11 protein-coding genes are annotated in these 15,739 nt (G+C 72.8%); 4 read left to right on the top strand and 7 right to left on the bottom strand.

The features are described 5' to 3' along the window. Positions 1 to 208 precede the first annotated feature (208 nt). Positions 209 to 907, top strand: coding sequence for a VanZ family protein (locus ABD093_RS05450; protein ID WP_343922975.1), 699 nt, complete (start codon positions 209 to 211; stop codon positions 905 to 907). On the opposite strand, the gene ABD093_RS05445 is transcribed toward ABD093_RS05450, so the two are convergent. The 4 genes from ABD093_RS05445 to ABD093_RS05430 form a co-directional block, all read right to left on the bottom strand. After that, positions 892 to 1,281 carry a tautomerase family protein gene (locus tag ABD093_RS05445; protein WP_343922973.1) on the bottom strand — a complete coding sequence of 130 codons (390 nt, stop codon included), beginning with the start codon at positions 1,279 to 1,281 and terminating at the stop codon, positions 892 to 894. The two genes, ABD093_RS05450 and ABD093_RS05445, sit on opposite strands and share 16 nt — an antisense overlap. Positions 1,282 to 1,351: 70 nt before the next feature. After that, positions 1,352 to 2,323 (bottom strand): beta-ketoacyl-ACP synthase III, encoded by a 972-nt coding sequence (locus ABD093_RS05440; protein ID WP_343922971.1) that lies wholly within the window; start codon positions 2,321 to 2,323, stop codon positions 1,352 to 1,354. Positions 2,324 to 2,491: 168 nt separating this feature from the next. Continuing rightward, positions 2,492 to 5,560, bottom strand: a complete 3,069-nt coding sequence (locus ABD093_RS05435) for an AAA family ATPase (RefSeq protein ID WP_343922969.1) — start codon at positions 5,558 to 5,560, stop codon at positions 2,492 to 2,494. Further along, positions 5,557 to 6,738, bottom strand: a complete 1,182-nt coding sequence (locus ABD093_RS05430; RefSeq protein ID WP_193118723.1) for an exonuclease SbcCD subunit D — start codon at positions 6,736 to 6,738, stop codon at positions 5,557 to 5,559. Before ABD093_RS05430 ends, ABD093_RS05435 begins: the two co-directional genes overlap by 4 nt. Positions 6,739 to 6,932: 194 nt before the next feature. Here ABD093_RS05430 and ABD093_RS05425 point away from each other — a divergent pair, with 194 nt between their 5' ends. From ABD093_RS05425 to ABD093_RS05415, 3 genes are all read left to right on the top strand, one after another. Then, the gene (locus ABD093_RS05425; RefSeq protein ID WP_343922966.1) at positions 6,933 to 8,513 is read left to right on the top strand and encodes a dihydrolipoyl dehydrogenase family protein; all 1,581 of its coding nucleotides are present in this window, start codon (positions 6,933 to 6,935) and stop codon (positions 8,511 to 8,513) included. Between the two features lie 176 nt (positions 8,514 to 8,689). Then, on the top strand, positions 8,690 to 9,382 hold the full coding sequence (locus ABD093_RS05420) for a hypothetical protein (RefSeq protein ID WP_343922964.1): 693 nt from the start codon (positions 8,690 to 8,692) through the stop codon (positions 9,380 to 9,382). Positions 9,383 to 9,476: 94 nt separating this feature from the next. Next, complete coding sequence (locus ABD093_RS05415; RefSeq protein WP_343922962.1) at positions 9,477 to 10,295, top strand: class I SAM-dependent methyltransferase; 819 nt, start codon at positions 9,477 to 9,479, stop codon at positions 10,293 to 10,295. Positions 10,296 to 10,352: 57 nt separating this feature from the next. On the opposite strand, the gene ABD093_RS05410 is transcribed toward ABD093_RS05415, so the two are convergent. From ABD093_RS05410 to ABD093_RS05400, 3 genes are all read right to left on the bottom strand, one after another. Continuing rightward, positions 10,353 to 11,018, bottom strand: a complete 666-nt coding sequence (locus tag ABD093_RS05410) for an SRPBCC domain-containing protein (RefSeq protein ID WP_343922960.1) — start codon at positions 11,016 to 11,018, stop codon at positions 10,353 to 10,355. Between the two features lie 134 nt (positions 11,019 to 11,152). Continuing rightward, positions 11,153 to 12,763, bottom strand: coding sequence for an APC family permease (locus ABD093_RS05405; RefSeq protein ID WP_343922958.1), 1,611 nt, complete (start codon positions 12,761 to 12,763; stop codon positions 11,153 to 11,155). A 27-nt stretch (positions 12,764 to 12,790) separates the two neighbouring features. Further along, complete coding sequence (locus ABD093_RS05400; protein WP_343922956.1) at positions 12,791 to 15,595, bottom strand: ExeM/NucH family extracellular endonuclease; 2,805 nt, start codon at positions 15,593 to 15,595, stop codon at positions 12,791 to 12,793. Positions 15,596 to 15,739: the final 144 nt, after the last annotated feature.

Below are 15,739 nucleotides of genomic sequence, written 5' to 3'. Positions count from 1 at the left end.
AGCCCTATTCTTCCAGGTCAGGAGCACCTTCACCCATCACGACCCACCCCTCGGACACCTCAACGATGAAAGCCCGAGGCTAGATAGGCAGGTGACGTCGGGAATCAGTCCGGGGTGCCCACCATGGTCATACCGTGGTGGGAGGCCCGGGCGAGGGGCCGGTCTCGGGGGTCTGGTCCTGTCCAGCATCGCCCCGTACGGTTCCCTCGTGAGCGAGTTGCTGCGCCTGGGTCTGGTGGGGGTGGTCGGCGGGATCGGCGTGTTCGCCCTGATCCTGGGACCTGCCCTCCTGCTCCAGCGACGCCGATTCGGCCGGGTGCGACCGAACCGCCTGGTGGGCGTGGCCGTGATCTGCGTGTACACGATGTCCTTGGCCGGGCTCACGGTCGCCCCTGCCTACGAGATCGCGGCGACCTGCCGGAATCGGGCGGGCGGCAAGCTGCACCCCTATCCCTTCAACTGGGTGACGGACCTCCTCCAGCTGCACGACAGCGGGGTGAGCATCCTGGGCCTGGCGCTGAGCTTCCCGGTGCTGCAGCTGCTCTCGAACGTCGTGCTGTTCGTGCCGCTGGGAATGGTGCTGCGCGGAGTGTTCCGGCTGGACACGACCACATCGCTGGCGATCGGCGTGATGCTGTCGGTGCTCATCGAGGCCACCCAGTACACCGGCGCCTGGGGGCTGTACCCGTGCGGGGTGCGGATCGCCGACATCGACGACGTGTTCGCGAACTCGCTCGGCGCCCTGCTCGGGGCGCTGGTCGCGCCGATGCTCACCAGGTGGCGGGTGCCGCTGTTCGTGCACGAGCGGCCGCTGGATCGTGCGGTCGACGGGGTATCGGCCGACGAAGCAGGCGGCGAGGCGGGCGACGACGCGACTGCCGCCTCCGAGGATCAGACGTCGACCTGATACCCCAGACTGAGGTCTGCGGCGTTGGCTCCGCGGATTCCCCAGTTCACCGTCGGGGTCTCGGTGATCGTCACCTCGACGCTGTGGGCGAGAATCCCGACGTCCCGCTCGAGACGTGCGAAGAGCTCGGCGATCACGGCTCGCTTCGCCCTTTCAGTACGCCCCTCGAACATCGAGATCTCGATGATCGTGTAGTCCGACCCGCGGTCCTCTGGATGGATGAAGTCCTCGGGATCGAGCGCGATGAAGCGGTGGAAGCGCTTCTCGGCGGGGTAGTCGAGTGCCGTCATGACAGCGCCATGGATCGCGTCGGAGAGCGCCGAGCGTCGTCGCTGGATGGATTCTCGGTGCCCGTACACGATGATCTGCGCCATGGGCCCAGTTTACGGAGCGGGCGCAGGGACGTCCCCGCTCCGGGCCCGTCACGCTCCGGGCCCATCCCGCTCAGGGCAGGCGCACGACCTGGCCGGCGTAGGAGAAGCCGCCGCCGAAGCCCAGGAGCAGCGCGGTGGCGCCGGCGGGGAGGCGGCCGGCCTCGCGCATCCGGGAGATCGCCAGCGGGATCGTGGCGGCGGAGGTGTTGCCGGAGGTGGTGACGTCGTCGGCGACGATGGCGTCCTCGCGCAGGTCGAGCGACGCGGCGAGCGGCTCGATCATGCGCAGGTTCGCCTGGTGCGGGACGAAGACGTCGATGTCCGACATCTCCAGCCCGGCAGCGGCGACCACGCGCTCGGCGATGCCGGGTGCCTCGCGCAGCGCCCAGCCGAGCACCTGGCGTCCGTTCTGGGAGAAGCACCCGGACGGCGGGCTGATGGTCACGGCGTCGACGAGGTCGGGGACGGTCCCCCACACCACGGGATGGATGCCGGGCTCCTCGGCGGCCTGCACCACGGCCGCGCCGGCGCCGTCCGCGGTGAGGATGCAGGTGGTGCGGTCGGTGTAGTCGGTCTTGGCGGAGAGCTTCTCCGCGCCGATGACCAGAGTGGTGCGCGAGGCGCCTGCCCGGATGCCCTGATCGGCGACTGCCAGGGCGTGGCTGAAGCCGGAGCAGGCGGCACCGATGTCGAAGGCGGCCGGGGCGGAGAGCCCGAGGGCCTGCGCGACGCGACCGGCTGCACTCGGGGAGCGTTCCTCGTCGGAGCAGGTCGCGACGATCACCTGGGTGACCTCGGACGGTTCGATGCCGGCGTCCTCGAGAGCGGCGCGGGCCGCGTGGGTGGCCATCTGCGCGACGGTCTCGGACTCGGCCGCGATGTGCCGCCCCTCGATGCCGGTGCGTCGGCGGATCCAGTCGTCGCTCGTCTCGACGATCGACTCGAGGTCCACGTTGGTCAGGATCCGTTCGGGCCGGTAGTGGCCGGTTCCGATGATCGCGGACCCTGGGGCAGGGGTGGCAGGGAGGGAGGAGTCGGTCATGGTGGTCCTTCCGTCGGGAGCCCGATGATCGGGGTCTCCCGCGCTGGTCGCAGGCGTTGCTCCATCATTCCGCACTGGGGCGTACGGGTGCGGCGGAGAATGTGTCCGCGCTGTCACACGAGCCTTCCGCCCGACGGTCCCGGATCGCGCCGTCCCGTTGTCTCCTCGCTAGGCCGTCACGCTGAGGGTGGAGCGGAAGTCCGCGCCGCGGCGCACGTGGATCTGCTCGGCGATCTGGGCCTTCATGTCGCCCACGTGGCTGACGATGCCGATCACGCGGCCGGTCTCGGCGAGCCGGCCGATCTCACGCACCACGGTCTCGAGGGTCTCCGGGTCGAGGCTGCCGAAGCCCTCATCGATGAACAGGGTCTCCATCTGCACCCCGCCGGCCTCACCCATGACGATGTCGGCCAGGCCCAGGGCGAGGGCCAGGGACACGAAGAAGGTCTCGCCGCCGGAGAGGGTCTCGGGCACGCGCACCTGATCGGTGCGCCGGTCCAGCACCAGCAGGTCGAGGCCGGTCTTGCGGGCGCCGCGGGCGCCAGTGTCCCGGAGCAGCTCGAGATCGGAGCCGGAGAACAGGGCGAGGCGGGCGTTGGCGGCCTCCACCACGGCGTCCAGGCGCCACATGAGCACATAGGTGGACAGCTGCACGCGGTCGCCGTCGCTCGATCTGCCGGTCGCGAGGTCGGCGACCCGCACCACCACGCCGGCGTCCTCGCTGACGGTGCGCACCTGGTCCGTGGCGGTCTGCAGCACCGTGCGGGCGGCTGCGCCGCGTTCGGCGACGGCGCCGAGGCGGGCGGCGAGGCCACCGGCCTCCTGAGCCGACTCCTGAGCAGCGGTGTGCGTGGCCGTGGCCGCGGTGAGGGCGGCGTCGGCTGAGTCCTGGGCCTCGGCGGTGGCGACGGTGGTCTCGATGCCCTCCTCGGAGAGGCCGTCGGTGAGCCGGGACTCGTCCACCGCGCGCTTCTGGACGAGGGCTTCGAGGCGGCGGCGCTCCGATGTCTCGAGCACGGCGGCGCGGGCGTCCTCCGCGGTGGTCAGCTCGGCGGCGGTGAGGGCGGTGGTGGCTTCCTCGGCGAGCTCGTCGGCGCGGGTGGAGGCCTCGGTGCGGGTGCGCAGTGCCTCGCGCAGCGCGGTGGCGGCGCGGGCGCGGGTGAGGTGGGCGAGCCGGCGGGTCGCGATGGAGTCGTCCTCGCCGCGGGCCTCGGTGACCTTCGCGCTGTCGGCCGTCAGGGCCCGGGTGGCCTCCTCGATGGCGGTGCGCTCGCGTTCGACGGCGAGGCCGTCGGTCTCCTTGCGCTGGGTGAGGCGGTCGGTCTCCTCGTCGAAGGCCGTGATCGTCGCATCGATCTCGGCGGCCTTCTTCTCGGCCTGCTGTGCGACGGTGACCTGCGAGGTCGCGGCGTCGACGGCGGCCTTCGCGGTCTCGGGGGTGAGGTCGCCGGCGGCTTCGCGGAGGCGGGTGAGCTCCTGGTCGGCGAGGGCGTGGGCCTGCTCGGCGCGGGCATGCGCGGCCTCTGCCTGCTGGCGGGCCTTCTCGGCGGCCTCGACCTGCTCGGGGCTCACGGCGTCCTCGGCGGCGCCGGCCGGATGGGGATGCTCGAGGGCGCCGCATACCGGGCAGGCGTCCCCGTCGGCGAGGTCCACGGCGAGCTCGGCGGCGATCCCGGCGAAGCGGCGGCGGCGCAGATCAGCCTCCGTGGCGGCGCGGTCCTGGGCGGTGCGCAGCGTCGCGACGGCCTGCTCGTGGGCGACCTGGACCTTCGCCTGCTGGGTCGCGGCGGCTGTGGTGGCCTGCTGGCGCTCCGTCGCAGTGCGCAGCGCGAGCCGGGCGTCGCCGAGGGCGCGCGCGGCGGTGCGGGCGGTGTCGCGGGCGGTGACCTGCTCGGTGCGCTGGGCCGGGCGCGCGCCGAGCTGCTCGGTGAGCGCCCTCAGCGCGGCCGTCGTCTCCACGAGGGTCGAGCGGCGCGCGGTGAGCTTCTGTTCGCGGGCAGGGAGGGCGGCTTCGAGGGCGACGAGGTCGGCGAGCGTGCCGGCGGCGGTCGTGGCCTCATCGGCCGCGGCGGTGAGCGCGGTGGCGGCGTCGTCGGCCTCGAGCAGGTCCACGAGCGAGGGATGCTCCGGGCGTGTGGTGGTGGCGAGCTGGGCGAGGGCCTCGATCGCGGTGGCGGCCTGGGCGGCGGCGAGGTCTCGACGGCGCAGGATGTCGGCGACGGGGCGGGCGGTCTCGTCGCGCTGCAGGGAGCGCCGGGCCGTCTCGACGGCGGGCTTGTCCGCGGTGAGCCGCGCCGAGAGCGCATCGAGCTCGCGGCGGCGGTCGATGCGCTTGCGGGCGGTGCGGGCGGTCTCGGCGGCCGTGCGGGCGGACTGCTCCGCGGTCGTGGCGGTCTGGGCGGCGTCGCGTGCCGCGGAGGCACGGGTGGTGACGGCGGCGAGGTGCTCGTCGGCCGCTGCGGCCAGCGGTTCCAGGCGCAGCGCCTGGGCATGGTCGTCCAGGGCGGTGACCTGCTCGGTCTCCAGGGCGGTGGCCTCGGTGAAGCGGGCCAGCGCGGTGCCGAGGGTCTGCTGCGCCTGGTCGACCTGGCGCTTGGCGGTCTTGCGCATCTCCTCGAGCTGCTTCTCGACGGCGGCGTAGGTCTCGGTGCCGAAGACGCGCTGCAGCACCAGCTGCCGCTCCCCGGTGCCGGCGCGCAGAAAGCGAGCGAACTCGTTCTGCGGCAGCAGCACGGTCTGCGTGAACTGGTCACGGGTCAGGCCCACGGCGCGCTGGATCTCGCGGCCCACCTCGTCGATTCGGGTGGCGATCGCGTCGACGCCTCCCCCGCCGCCCACCTCGTCGGCGATCACGGAGGGGATGAGCTGTGGGGAGCCGATCCGCCACAGCACGGCCTTGGCCTGCTCCTTCGTGGTGCCCGTGCCGCGCATCTTGGGGCGCTGGAACTCGGGCTGGCGGCGCACCCGGTAGATCCCCGAGGAGGTCTCGAACACGAGGTCCACGACGCTGGGCTCGGTGGGCTGCGCGAACTGGGAGCGGATCCGGGCGTCGCTGGTGACGCTCCCGGCGACCTGCCCGTAGAGCGCGTAGGCGATCGCATCGAGGATCGTGGACTTGCCAGATCCCGTCGGCCCCTCGAGCAGGAACATGCCGCTCGCGCCGAGCGCGGCGAGGTCGACCTCGACGGTGCCGGCGAAGGGGCCGATCGCGGTCAGGCGCAGGTGGTGGAGCTTCATGAGGCCTCCTGCTGGCGACGCACGTGGCGGTAGGCGCGCTCGATCACGTCATGCTCGGCGCTGGTGGGCGCGCCACCGGTGACGTCGGCGAGGAACTGGTCCATCACCTCGAGTGGGTTCGCCTCGCGTCGCACCACAGGAGTGCCCTCCCGCGCCTCCCGACCTTCCGGGGCGTACTCCGTGAGCAGCAGGTGCGGGTACCCCTCACGGAGCTGTTCCTGCAGGTGGGCGGGCCGCGCAGGGTCGGTGACAATCGCCTTCACCCAGTCGCTGCCATGCTCCTCGCTCTGCGCGAGGATCTGCTCGAGGGTGCCGCGCAGCTCGGTGAGGCGGCGAGGCACGGGAGTCTCGATCCGTTCCACGGCGACCACGGCGCGGTCGCCGTCGGCGGCGCCGGGTGCACCGAGGTCGACGAGCAGCACGGACTTGCGATGGGCCTGCTCCGAGAAGGAGAAGGCCAACGGGGAGCCGGAGTACCAGGCCGGTGCCCCGACGGTGCGCGTGAGGTCCTGGCAGCCGTGGAGGTGGCCGAGGGCGAGATAGTCGATGCCGCTCAGCACGCCGGCGGGCACGGAGTCCACGCCGCCGACGGACAGGTCGCGCTCGGAGTCGCTCGCCTCGCCACCGGTGACGAAGGTATGGGCGAGCACGACGGTGCGGGCGCCGGGATGAGCGGTCGCGCGCTCGCGCACCCTCTCGAGGGCGGCGCGGGTGACGGCCTCGTGGCTGCGGGCCAGCGGTGGTTCCCCGTCGGCCACGAGCTCGGTGCGCACACGATCCGGTTCGAGGTAGGGCAGGCCGAAGAAGAGCACCTCGCCGTGCTCGTCCTCGACGGAGACGGGATGCTCGATGCCGGGGACGTCGGTGAGCAGGTGGATGCCGGCCCTCATGAGTCCGCGGCCGAAGCCGAGCCGCTCCGGGGAATCGTGGTTGCCGGAGGTCAGCACCACGGTCGCGCCCGTGCCGGCGAGCCGGGCGAGGGCGGAATCGAGCAGCTTCACGCTGGTCACTGCGGGGACTGCACGGTCGTACACATCACCAGGGATGACGACCACGTCGACCTGCCGCTCCGTCACGAGGTCCACCAGCCAGTCGAGGAAGGCGGCCTGGTGCTCGTGCAGATCGACCTTGTGCAGCGTGCGCCCCAGATGCCAGTCCGAGGTGTGCAGGATTCTCATGCCCCGAGCCTACGGAGAACGTCCGACAGTCGAGCGTCCGGCGCGCAGCTGTGAATTGTCGGGCACTGGGGAGGAAAGACGCGGATCCCTCGTCAGCAGGGACGGAGCCCCGTCCGGTCACGGGTGCTCGCCCCGGAGGACACGGAGTGCCCGCACCCCGTGACTCCGCCCTGAGCCAGGCGTAGCGTGCCGACATGGCTTCCGATGCACAGTCCTCCCCCTCAGACACCGCCGCCGACACGACCGATGCCGCCACCAGTGACGCCCCCGAGACGCCGACCGACACTCCGTCCGTGATCACCGCCGATGTCGTCGTGATCGGTGGCGGTCCCGTCGGCGAGAACGTCGCCCAGTACGCGATCGAGGGCACGGATCTCACCGCCGTGCTGATCGAGGGCGAGCTGCTGGGCGGCGAGTGCTCCTACTACGCGTGCATGCCGTCCAAGGCCCTGCTGCGGCCGCTCTCGGTGGCCGATGCCGCCTCGCATCTGGAGGGCATCTCCACCCCGGAGGTCGACCGCGACGCCCTGCTGGCGCGACGCGACATCTGGGTCTCGCACTACGACGACACCGGCCAGGTGCGGTGGGCCGAGGGCGCTGGGATGCAGGTCGTGCGCGGCCACGGCCGGCTCGTCGGCGAGCGCGAGGTGCGCGTGGAAGGGCCCGACGGCGGGGAGCGGACGCTCGTGCGAGCGACCCGCGCCGTCGTGATCGCCACCGGCTCCCAGGCCGTCATCCCCGAGCCCCTGCGCGCTGTGCAGCCATGGACCTCCCGGGACGCGACCGGCGTGCAGGACGTACCGGACGAGCTGCTGATCGTCGGCGGCGGCGTGGTCGCCGTCGAGGCCGCGACCTGGATGGCGGCGCTCGGCTCCCAGGTCACGCTCCTCGTGCGCGGCGCCGGATTGCTCACGGGCTTCGAACCGTTCGCCGGCGAGCACGTGCTGGAGGCGCTGAGAGACCTCGGGGTCACGGTGCAGCTCGACACCTCGGTGCTCTCCGGCCAGCGCACCGACGCCCGCGACGCCGGGCTGGGCCGGATTCATGGCGGCCGCGTGAGCCTGCAGCTCCAGGACGCGCAGGGTGACCGCGAGATCGGCGGGGACGAGGTCCTGGTCGCGACCGGGCGCACCCCGCGCCTGAGCGACGTGGGCCTCGACGCCCTGGGCCTGAGCGCCGACGACGTGATCGAGGCGGAGCATCCGGCGACGGGCGGCTCTGCGGGCGCCGACTCGGCAGGCGACAGCTCGGAGAGCACCGCCCTGCCGTCGTGGCTGCACGCCGTGGGCGATGCGAGCGGGGACGCGCCTCTGACGCACTGGGGCAAGTACCGCGCCCGGGTGATCGGGCAGGCGATCCGGGCCGGCTCGACCGACGGGCGGCTCGAGCCAGTTCCCGAGATCGTCCCGGTCCCCCAGGTGGTGTTCTCGGATCCACAGGTCACCAGCGTGGGCCTGACCGAGAAGGCCGCGCGCGACGCCGGCCACGACGTGGTCACCGCGCAGGTCCCCTTCGGCGGGGCTGCCGGTTCCTCCCTGCTGCGGGACGACGTCACGGGCACCGCCCAGCTGGTCGTCGACCGGAAGACGGGGACTCTCGTCGGTGCCACCTTCGTGGGCCCGGAGGCCTCCGAGCTGATCCACGCGGCGACCATCGCGATCGTCGGTCAGGTGCCGGTGCACGTGCTGCGCCACGCGGTGCCGAGCTACCCCACGAGCTCCGAGCTATGGCTGCGGCTGCTCGAGGAACTGCCCCAGGAGCTGCGCGCCGGCTGACCCTGCCTTCCCTCCTTCTACAGTCCTCCTTGTCCAGTCCTCCTCGGCCAACCCTCGGCCAGCCCTCATCCCTTGGAAGGAGATGACAGATCGCACTGGTGCCGTCGGCCCCTGGTCCGGTGCAATGGGTGCTGAGGGCGGGACGACGATCCGCCCCGAACGGCCCCGGGAGGATCATGTTCACGCGACTGCGACGCTCACGGCAGCTGCGCCGCGCCCGTCCGGGGGACGGCAGCGCGCTGAAGCGCTTCCGCTGGTGGCAGCTGGCCACGCGCACCCTGTTCGATCTGGAGCCGGCGCCCGACGGCACCCGGCCCGCGAGGTACACGGTCGACGTCCGCTATCTCGCCGCCGAGCTCGAGGGCGGGAAGATCCCGGAGGGCTCGAAGCACGCGCAGGTTTCGCTGTACCGCGACGGGGTGCAGGAGCACATCGCGAATCCGCCGGTCGCCTTCGCCGTGCCCGACGGGGTGATCGAGGTGGCGACCAGCTCGTACGGGCTCACCCGCATGCACCACGTGCCCGAGGGCGGGTCCCCGCAGGTGCTGCGCCCGCATCCGCGGACGCTCGAAGGGCTGCGGGCGCGGTTCGGCCGACGGTTCCCGCGCGCCAGTGCGGTGATCGGGGCGATCGCGATCGTCGTGCTCCTGGTGGGGCTGGTGATGATGGTCCCCCAGGCCGCCGAGCTCCTCACGCAGATCGAGGTGGTCGCCGAGAAGGTCGGCACGTTCACCTCCCCGATCTCGCTGCCGGCATGGCTGAACGTGTCCCTCCTGGTGGCCGGTGTGCTCGCGGCGACCGAACGGGCGCTGACCCTGCGCAACCACTGGCTGATCGACGCGGACACGACCTGGACCTCGTTCGCGTGACCGCGGGGTGCGCGAGGGCTGACGGCTGACTGCTGACTGCTGACGGGCGAGAATTCGCTGGTCACGCCGCCGCGGGGCCTCTACCGTCGACCCTGTGACCTCTGAGAACCCTGCACCGCAGCACGCTCCCGGCACCAGCGCCAGCGCCAGCGCCAAGGCCAAGGCCAAGGCCAAGGCAGAGCCTGACGCGATCTTCGCTGATCCGCGTCTGGCCGCCTGCTACGACACTGTCGACGGCGAGCGCGACGACCTCGACCACTACGAGACCATTCTCGCCGAGCTCGGCGCCCGCACCGTGGTCGACGTGGGCTGCGGGACCGGCGCGCTGGCCGTGCGGCTGGCCGCCGACGGGCTCTCGGTGACCGGGGTCGATCCGGCGCTGGCCTCGCTCGAGGTGGCGCGCACGAAGCTCGGTGCGGGCCGCGTGGACTGGATCCACGGCACCGCCGAGAGCCTTCCCGCGCTGGACCCGCCGCTGCTCGCTGACGCCGCCGTGATGACCGGGAACGTCGCCCAGGTGTTCGTGACCGACGAGGCCTGGGCGAGCACGCTGCAGGCGATCCGCGCCGTGGTGCGCGAGGGAGGTCATGTCGTGTTCGAGGCCCGTCGGCCGGAGCGCCGTGCGTGGGAGGAGTGGCAGGCGGATACCGCTGAGTCGGTCCACGAGGTGCCCGGGCTGGGCCGGGTGCGTTCGCGCCCCACGCGGTTCGACGTCGACCTGCCCCTGGTCACCTTCGCCGACGAGTTCCTCTTCGCGGACGGCACCACGATCACCTCGACCTCGACGCTGCGGTGGCGCAGCGAGACCGAGCTGCGGGACTCGCTCGCGGCCGCCGGCTTCGCCGTCCAGGAGATCCGGGACGCCCCGGACCGGCCGGGCCGGGAGTTCGTCGTGATCGCCCGGGCGGCCTGAGGCCGGGGAAGGGGCCGACGGGGTCGGGCTCGGGCACTCCCCCGAGCCTGAGCGTCGTCAGGCCCCGGTGCCGGTGCCGGTGTAGAAGCCGTAGGTCGCGTCCGCCAGGCGCTGAGCCGTGTCGGCGTCCGCGCCAGAGGCGGAGTGGGCGACGGCCCAGCCGTCGGCCGCACCGCGGTAGAACGAGCGGCCCTCGTCGGTGCCCGCCCAGGCCTCGGCCTCGGACGGGGCGAGCGAGCCCTCGGTGGCGCCGAGGTGCAGCGCGAGGCCCAGCAGGCCGCCATCCCAGCCCACGCCGGTGGCGCCGGGGCCGAAGGTCTCCCACATCTCCGCGGGGATGTCGGCGGCGTGGGAGGTGTGCTCGAGCTCGAAGCGGGTGGCTTCCTCGCCGTCGGCGGCCAGGCGGATCGTCAGCCAGGACACGGCGCCCATCATCTCCCAGGTCACGGAGTACTCCGCGAGGCCGTCGGCCGGCGGCTCGCAGGTGAGGATCTCGCCGCCGGCGTTGCCCTCGAACTGGTAGCGGCCGCCGAGCTGCAGGTCGCCGCTGATGGGCAGGAACCAGCGCTGGATGCGCTCGGCGGTGGTGACCGCGTCCCAGACGTCGGCGAGCGCGGCGGGATAGGTCTGTTCGAGCGACTGGACGTGCGCGGGCTGGCCGTCGCGGTCCTCGAGGCGGTAGGAACGGGTGACGGACTGCAGCTGGGTGGGGACGTCGACCATGTCAGGACTCCTTCGGAGAGTGTGCCGCTGCGGGCCGGATGCCCGGCGCGGCGTCGGGTGGTGCGGAAATCGTAGACGGGGCACTCGGGGGCGTGCGGCGGGTGCCGAGACAGGTCGCGGGGACAGCTCCGGCTTCAGCGGCGAGCTCTCACCACGATCGCACGGTACGCGACGCCGATCGCCACCAGGGCCACGCCGGCGACCACGGTGCGCCCGGGCAGCGCCGCCACCAGCACGACGCAGCCGATCAGTCCCCCGATCTGCATCGCCGTGGGGAACAGTCGCCACTGCCCGGCCTGGGTGAACGCCGCAAGATTGCCGATCGCGTAGTACAGCAGCACCCCGAAGGCGGAGGCGGCGATCGCGACCAGCACGTCCGAGGCCAGCAGCACCAGCGCGAGCACGGCGAGCGCCGCGACGATCTCGGCTCGCTGCGGCACGGCGTAGCGGTTGCTGGACTTCGCCAGGGGCCGCGGCAGGTCGCCGCCGCGGGCCATGGCGAGCATCGTGCGGGACACCCCGGCGATCAGGGCCAGCAGCGCCCCGGCGGCGGCTGCGACCGCACCGATCGTGATCACGACGGACCAGGCGCCGCCGGCGCCCACGGATTCCAGAGCGGTGAGGAACGGCGCGGGCCCCCAGCCCTCACCGCCGGGGGCGGGGCCGACGAGCACCAGCAGCGCGGACAGGCCCAGGTACAGGGCGCACACCATGGCGAGCGCGAGGAGGATCGCGCGCGGGATGGTGCGGCGCGGCTCGATGACCTCCTCGCCGAGGGTCGCCACGCGGGCGTATCCGGCGAAGGCGAAGAACATCAGCGCCGCGGCCTGCAGCACGACGAGGGCGACGCCGACGATCCCGCCGGTGCCGGCTCCGAGCACGGCCGCCAGTCCCCCGTCCCACAGCCCGGTGGCGGCGTCGGCGAGCGGGCCGGGCACGCCGCCGAACGCGGGTCCGGCCGACGTCATGTCCGCCGGTCCCGCGCCCTCGAGGATCCCGGCGCTGGGCCCGTCGCCGCGCACGAGGCCCACGAGCAGACGGCCTGCGGTCAGGAGCAGCGCCGCGAGGGCGATGGTCACGAGCACGCGGGCGAGTGCGGCGGTGCGGGTGATGCCCACCAGGTTCACCGCGGTCAGCGCCATCACCACGAGCACCGCGACGATCCGCTGGCCGGGTTCGGGCACCAGGTAGGCGGCGATGACCAGGGCCATCGCCGCGCAGGACGCGATCTTGCCGATCACGAAGCACCAGCCGGCCACGAAGCCCCACCAGGGACCGAGCTGCTGGCTGCCGAAATGGTAGGTGCCGCCGGAGCTGGGGTGCTGGGCGGCCAGCTGCGCGGTCGAGGTGGCGTTGCAGATCGCGACCACGGCCGCGATCAGCACGGCGACAGGAGCCAGCGCCCCGGCGAGGTCCTGGGCCGCGCCGAGGGACACGAACGCACCGGCCCCGATCATCGAGGCCAGGCCGATCACGATCGCGTCGCCGAGGCGCAGCCGACGGGCGAGCCGGCCCGGCGTCGGCGCTGCGCCGAGGCTCAGCCCCGGATCCAGCTCGGAGCCGGGGCCGAAGTCGCGCCCCCGGCTCGGGCCTGCGCCGCGAGCAGGGATGGCGTCGGCCCGGGATCCGGCCGTCGGACCGGGACCGGCTGTGGAGCTGGGGCCGGTAGCTGAACCGGGACCAGCCCCGGGATCCGCGTCAGGATGCGGGCCGGGGCCGGTGCCGGGACCAGATGAGGACGTCATGGGGTCCAGTCTCGTGGATGGGGCGGGTCAGCCGTTGCGACCGTTCGCGTTTCCGTTCCCGTTGCCATGGCCGTTCCCGTTGCCCTTTCCGTGGCCGTTGCCGCTGCCGTGCCCGATCCCGCTGTTCTCGCCGGGGCCGGAGCCGTTGTTCTTGCCCGGTCCCTTGTTGTCGTTCTCGCGGGGACCATTGCCGTTGCCATTGCCATTGCCGTGACCCTTGCCCGGGTGCTCACCCTCGCCGGGGTTGTCACCCTCGCCCGGGTCCTCGCCGTCCTCGCGGAATCCGGCGTCCAGGCCCACGATGATCGGGTCGTGGTCGGAGGAGCCGAACACGCCGGGCTCGTAGAGGTCGGTGGTGTTGTTGAGATAGCGCGAGTACTGGGTCATGACGGACTCGGCGCCGTTGATCTGCCAATCGGTCGCGCCGGTGACGCGCTCGGAGACGGAGGCGTTGCCCAGGACGTGGTCGAGGGAGCCGACCATGCCGCCGTAGCTGTAGGACCAGCCGGCGGGGTCGTGGGCCTCGGCGAGGTCCTGGAACCCGTCGGCGTAGAACTCCTGGAGGGGCTCCTCCTGGGTGTAGGCGTTGAAGTCGCCGCCCAGCAGCACGTCCTCCACGCCGAGCTCCTCGGCGCGCTCCTGCGACCAGGTGTGCAGCGCCTCGGCCTGCTGCAGGCGGGAGGTGCGGGCGTTGCCCTGCACCGGGTCCGCGGGCAGGTCCGCGTCCTCGGCGTCCGCCGAGCCCTTGGACTTGAAGTGGTTGACGACGAAGAGGAACGGCTCGCCCTCGACCTGCTGATCGCCCTCGCCGGTCACCGGCACGAACACCTGGCCGATGGGCTCCCGGGCGTTGTCGAACGCCGGGTCGCCCGTGAGGATCTGGGCGTCGCCCTGCAGCTGCACCTCGGCGCTGCGGTAGATGATCGCGTTGGTGATCACGTCCTGCCCGCCGTCCACGCCCTGCGCGGCGTAGGCGTCCGCCGTGGGGACGTAGTCCCAGGTGCCCGCGCCGTCGTGCTCGTTCAGCGCGGCGACCAGGGTGGCGGTGGCCTCGTCGGCCTCCTCGCCCAGGCGGGCGGAGTTCTCGATCTCCATCAGGCCCACGACGTCGGCGTCGGTGCCGGAGATGGCCTCGACGATCTTGCTCTCCTGACGCTCGAGGTCGTCGGCGCCCCAGGCGCCGCGCAGGTCGCAGCCGCCGCGCACGGTGGTGCCGTTGCCCTCCATGTCGGTGTACGGCTCACAGCCGGGGGTGTCCTCGCCGAGGGTGGTGAAGTAGTTCAGCACGTTGAAGGTGGCCACCTGCAGGTCGCCGCCCACCTCGTCCGGGGCGTCCTGGCGGGTGTCCTCGAAGGCCACGCCGTCGGCCTCGGAGCTCTCCCAGGGGCTGGTGACGTTCAGCCGCCACTGGTCGAAGGAGTAGGTGACCACGACGGGCTGCTCGAAGCTGGGGGCGGCGCCGACGCGCACGGGCTCCTGCGTGGTCAGCCAGCTCATCGGCAGCTGCGCGTTCCGCGAGAAGTCGGTGGTGCGGCCGTCGTCCAGCAGCACCAGGTTCTGCGCCTGCTCCTCGAAGTAGGCGGTGGCCTCGGCGCCGGGAGCCATGATGTCGCCGGCCTGCTGGAGGGGCTGGTCGCCGATCGCGAGGCCCACCTCGCCGAACGTGTTCGTGGAGTAGACGTCGGTGACGGTGAAGTCGCCCTCGCCCGGCAGGTAGAGCATGTGCTCGAGGCTCTCGCGCTGGGCCTCCTGGGTCGGGAAGCCGCTGTCGATCGTGGCGGGCTCCACGGGCTCGAGGGCCTCGGGAAGCTGCTCGAGGCCCTCGGCGCCGACGGTGACCTGGGTGGAGTCGTGATACTCGGCGACCTCACCGGTCACGCGCACGGAGTCGCCGATCGCGACCTGGCCGGCGGTGTCCGGGGAGTACACGAACACGGCGGTGGATCCGGTGTGCTCGGCGAGGTCCAGGGCGCCGCCGGTGCCGCCGGTCTGGATGATGTAGCCGTCCAGCCCGCCGGTGGCGTACACCGCGGTCACCACGCCCTCGGTGATCACGGGCGTGCCCGCCAGCTCGGAGGCGGCGCCGGTTCCCTGGATCTCGGCGATCGTGGCCGGGACGGGGTCGACCGGCTCACCGGGATCCTCCGGGTCGCCCGGATCACCGGGGTCCGGCTCCTCGGCGCCCGACGGGGTGGGCGTGGGGGCGCCGGCGGTGAAGTCGGTGGAGTTCTCGCCGGTGGCGGCCACGCGGGAGACGGAGGTGGCGTTGGTGGTGGCGGGCGCGGGGGCCTCGCCCGAGAAGGTGGCGGCCTCGCCCCAGCCCAGGAGGTCCACGACGGCCGGATCCTCGGCGCAGGTGGCGCCGGTGCAGGCGAGCTTCCCCTCGGCGTTCGACAGCGCGAAGACGCCGCCGGTACCGAAGGCGTTGATGCCGGCCGTGAGATCGGCGCCGGGCAGCGGGTCGCCGTTGCCGTTGCCAGCGGCGAGCTGCACCAGGAAGGTGCCGCCGGCGGGGACGCTGCCCTGCAGCGCGAGGGTGTTGTGGAAGGCGCCGGTCTTGGAGGCGTACTGCAGGGACCAGCCGTCGATGCTGAGGTCCTGGTCGGTGGTGTTGCGCAGCTCCACGAAGTCGTTCTGGAAGCTGGCGCCGGAGTTGCCTCCGCCGCCGTAGGCCTCGCTGATCTGCAGGTCGCCGGGGGCGACCACGGCGGCCTGGGCGGTGGAGATCAGGCTGGGGGCGAGGCTGAAGCCGAGGGCCAGAGCAGCTGCGGCGCTGCCGACGCGGGTCATGTGCGTCCGCAGGCCGGAGCCGTGGGTGGTGGCGGTGCTCATTCGGGGTCTCCTGGTGAGGCGGGGGTGGGATCGGCCCGGGGTGTGGACCTGGGGTGGGGCCAGCGGGTGGGTCGGGCGGTGGGGCTCGGCAGGAGGCTGGGCGCCGGCCGGAAGGCGGCAGATCATGCGGTCCGCACGACGACG

Origin of the sequence: Brachybacterium tyrofermentans, from assembly GCF_039526165.1 — a bacterium.
GTDB lineage: Bacteria > Actinomycetota > Actinomycetes > Actinomycetales > Dermabacteraceae > Brachybacterium > Brachybacterium tyrofermentans.
The sequence above is the reverse complement of the archived record's forward strand: the minus strand, read 5'-3'. Positions and strand labels throughout refer to the sequence as shown.

Excerpts from the sequence above, each read along its gene's own strand:
- ABD093_RS05435 (WP_343922969.1), bottom strand. The coding sequence starts at position 5,560 with ATGAAGCTCCACCACCTGCGCCTGACCGCGATCGGCCCCTTCGCCGGC.
- ABD093_RS05440 (WP_343922971.1), bottom strand. The coding sequence starts at position 2,323 with ATGACCGACTCCTCCCTCCCTGCCACCCCTGCCCCAGGGTCCGCGATC.
- ABD093_RS05430 (WP_193118723.1), bottom strand. The coding sequence starts at position 6,738 with ATGAGAATCCTGCACACCTCGGACTGGCATCTGGGGCGCACGCTGCAC.
- ABD093_RS05405 (WP_343922958.1), bottom strand. The coding sequence starts at position 12,763 with ATGACGTCCTCATCTGGTCCCGGCACCGGCCCCGGCCCGCATCCTGAC.
- ABD093_RS05425 (WP_343922966.1), top strand. The coding sequence starts at position 6,933 with ATGGCTTCCGATGCACAGTCCTCCCCCTCAGACACCGCCGCCGACACG.
- ABD093_RS05445 (WP_343922973.1), bottom strand. The coding sequence starts at position 1,281 with ATGGCGCAGATCATCGTGTACGGGCACCGAGAATCCATCCAGCGACGA.
- ABD093_RS05420 (WP_343922964.1), top strand. The coding sequence starts at position 8,690 with ATGTTCACGCGACTGCGACGCTCACGGCAGCTGCGCCGCGCCCGTCCG.
- ABD093_RS05410 (WP_343922960.1), bottom strand. The coding sequence starts at position 11,018 with ATGGTCGACGTCCCCACCCAGCTGCAGTCCGTCACCCGTTCCTACCGC.
- ABD093_RS05400 (WP_343922956.1), bottom strand. The coding sequence starts at position 15,595 with ATGAGCACCGCCACCACCCACGGCTCCGGCCTGCGGACGCACATGACC.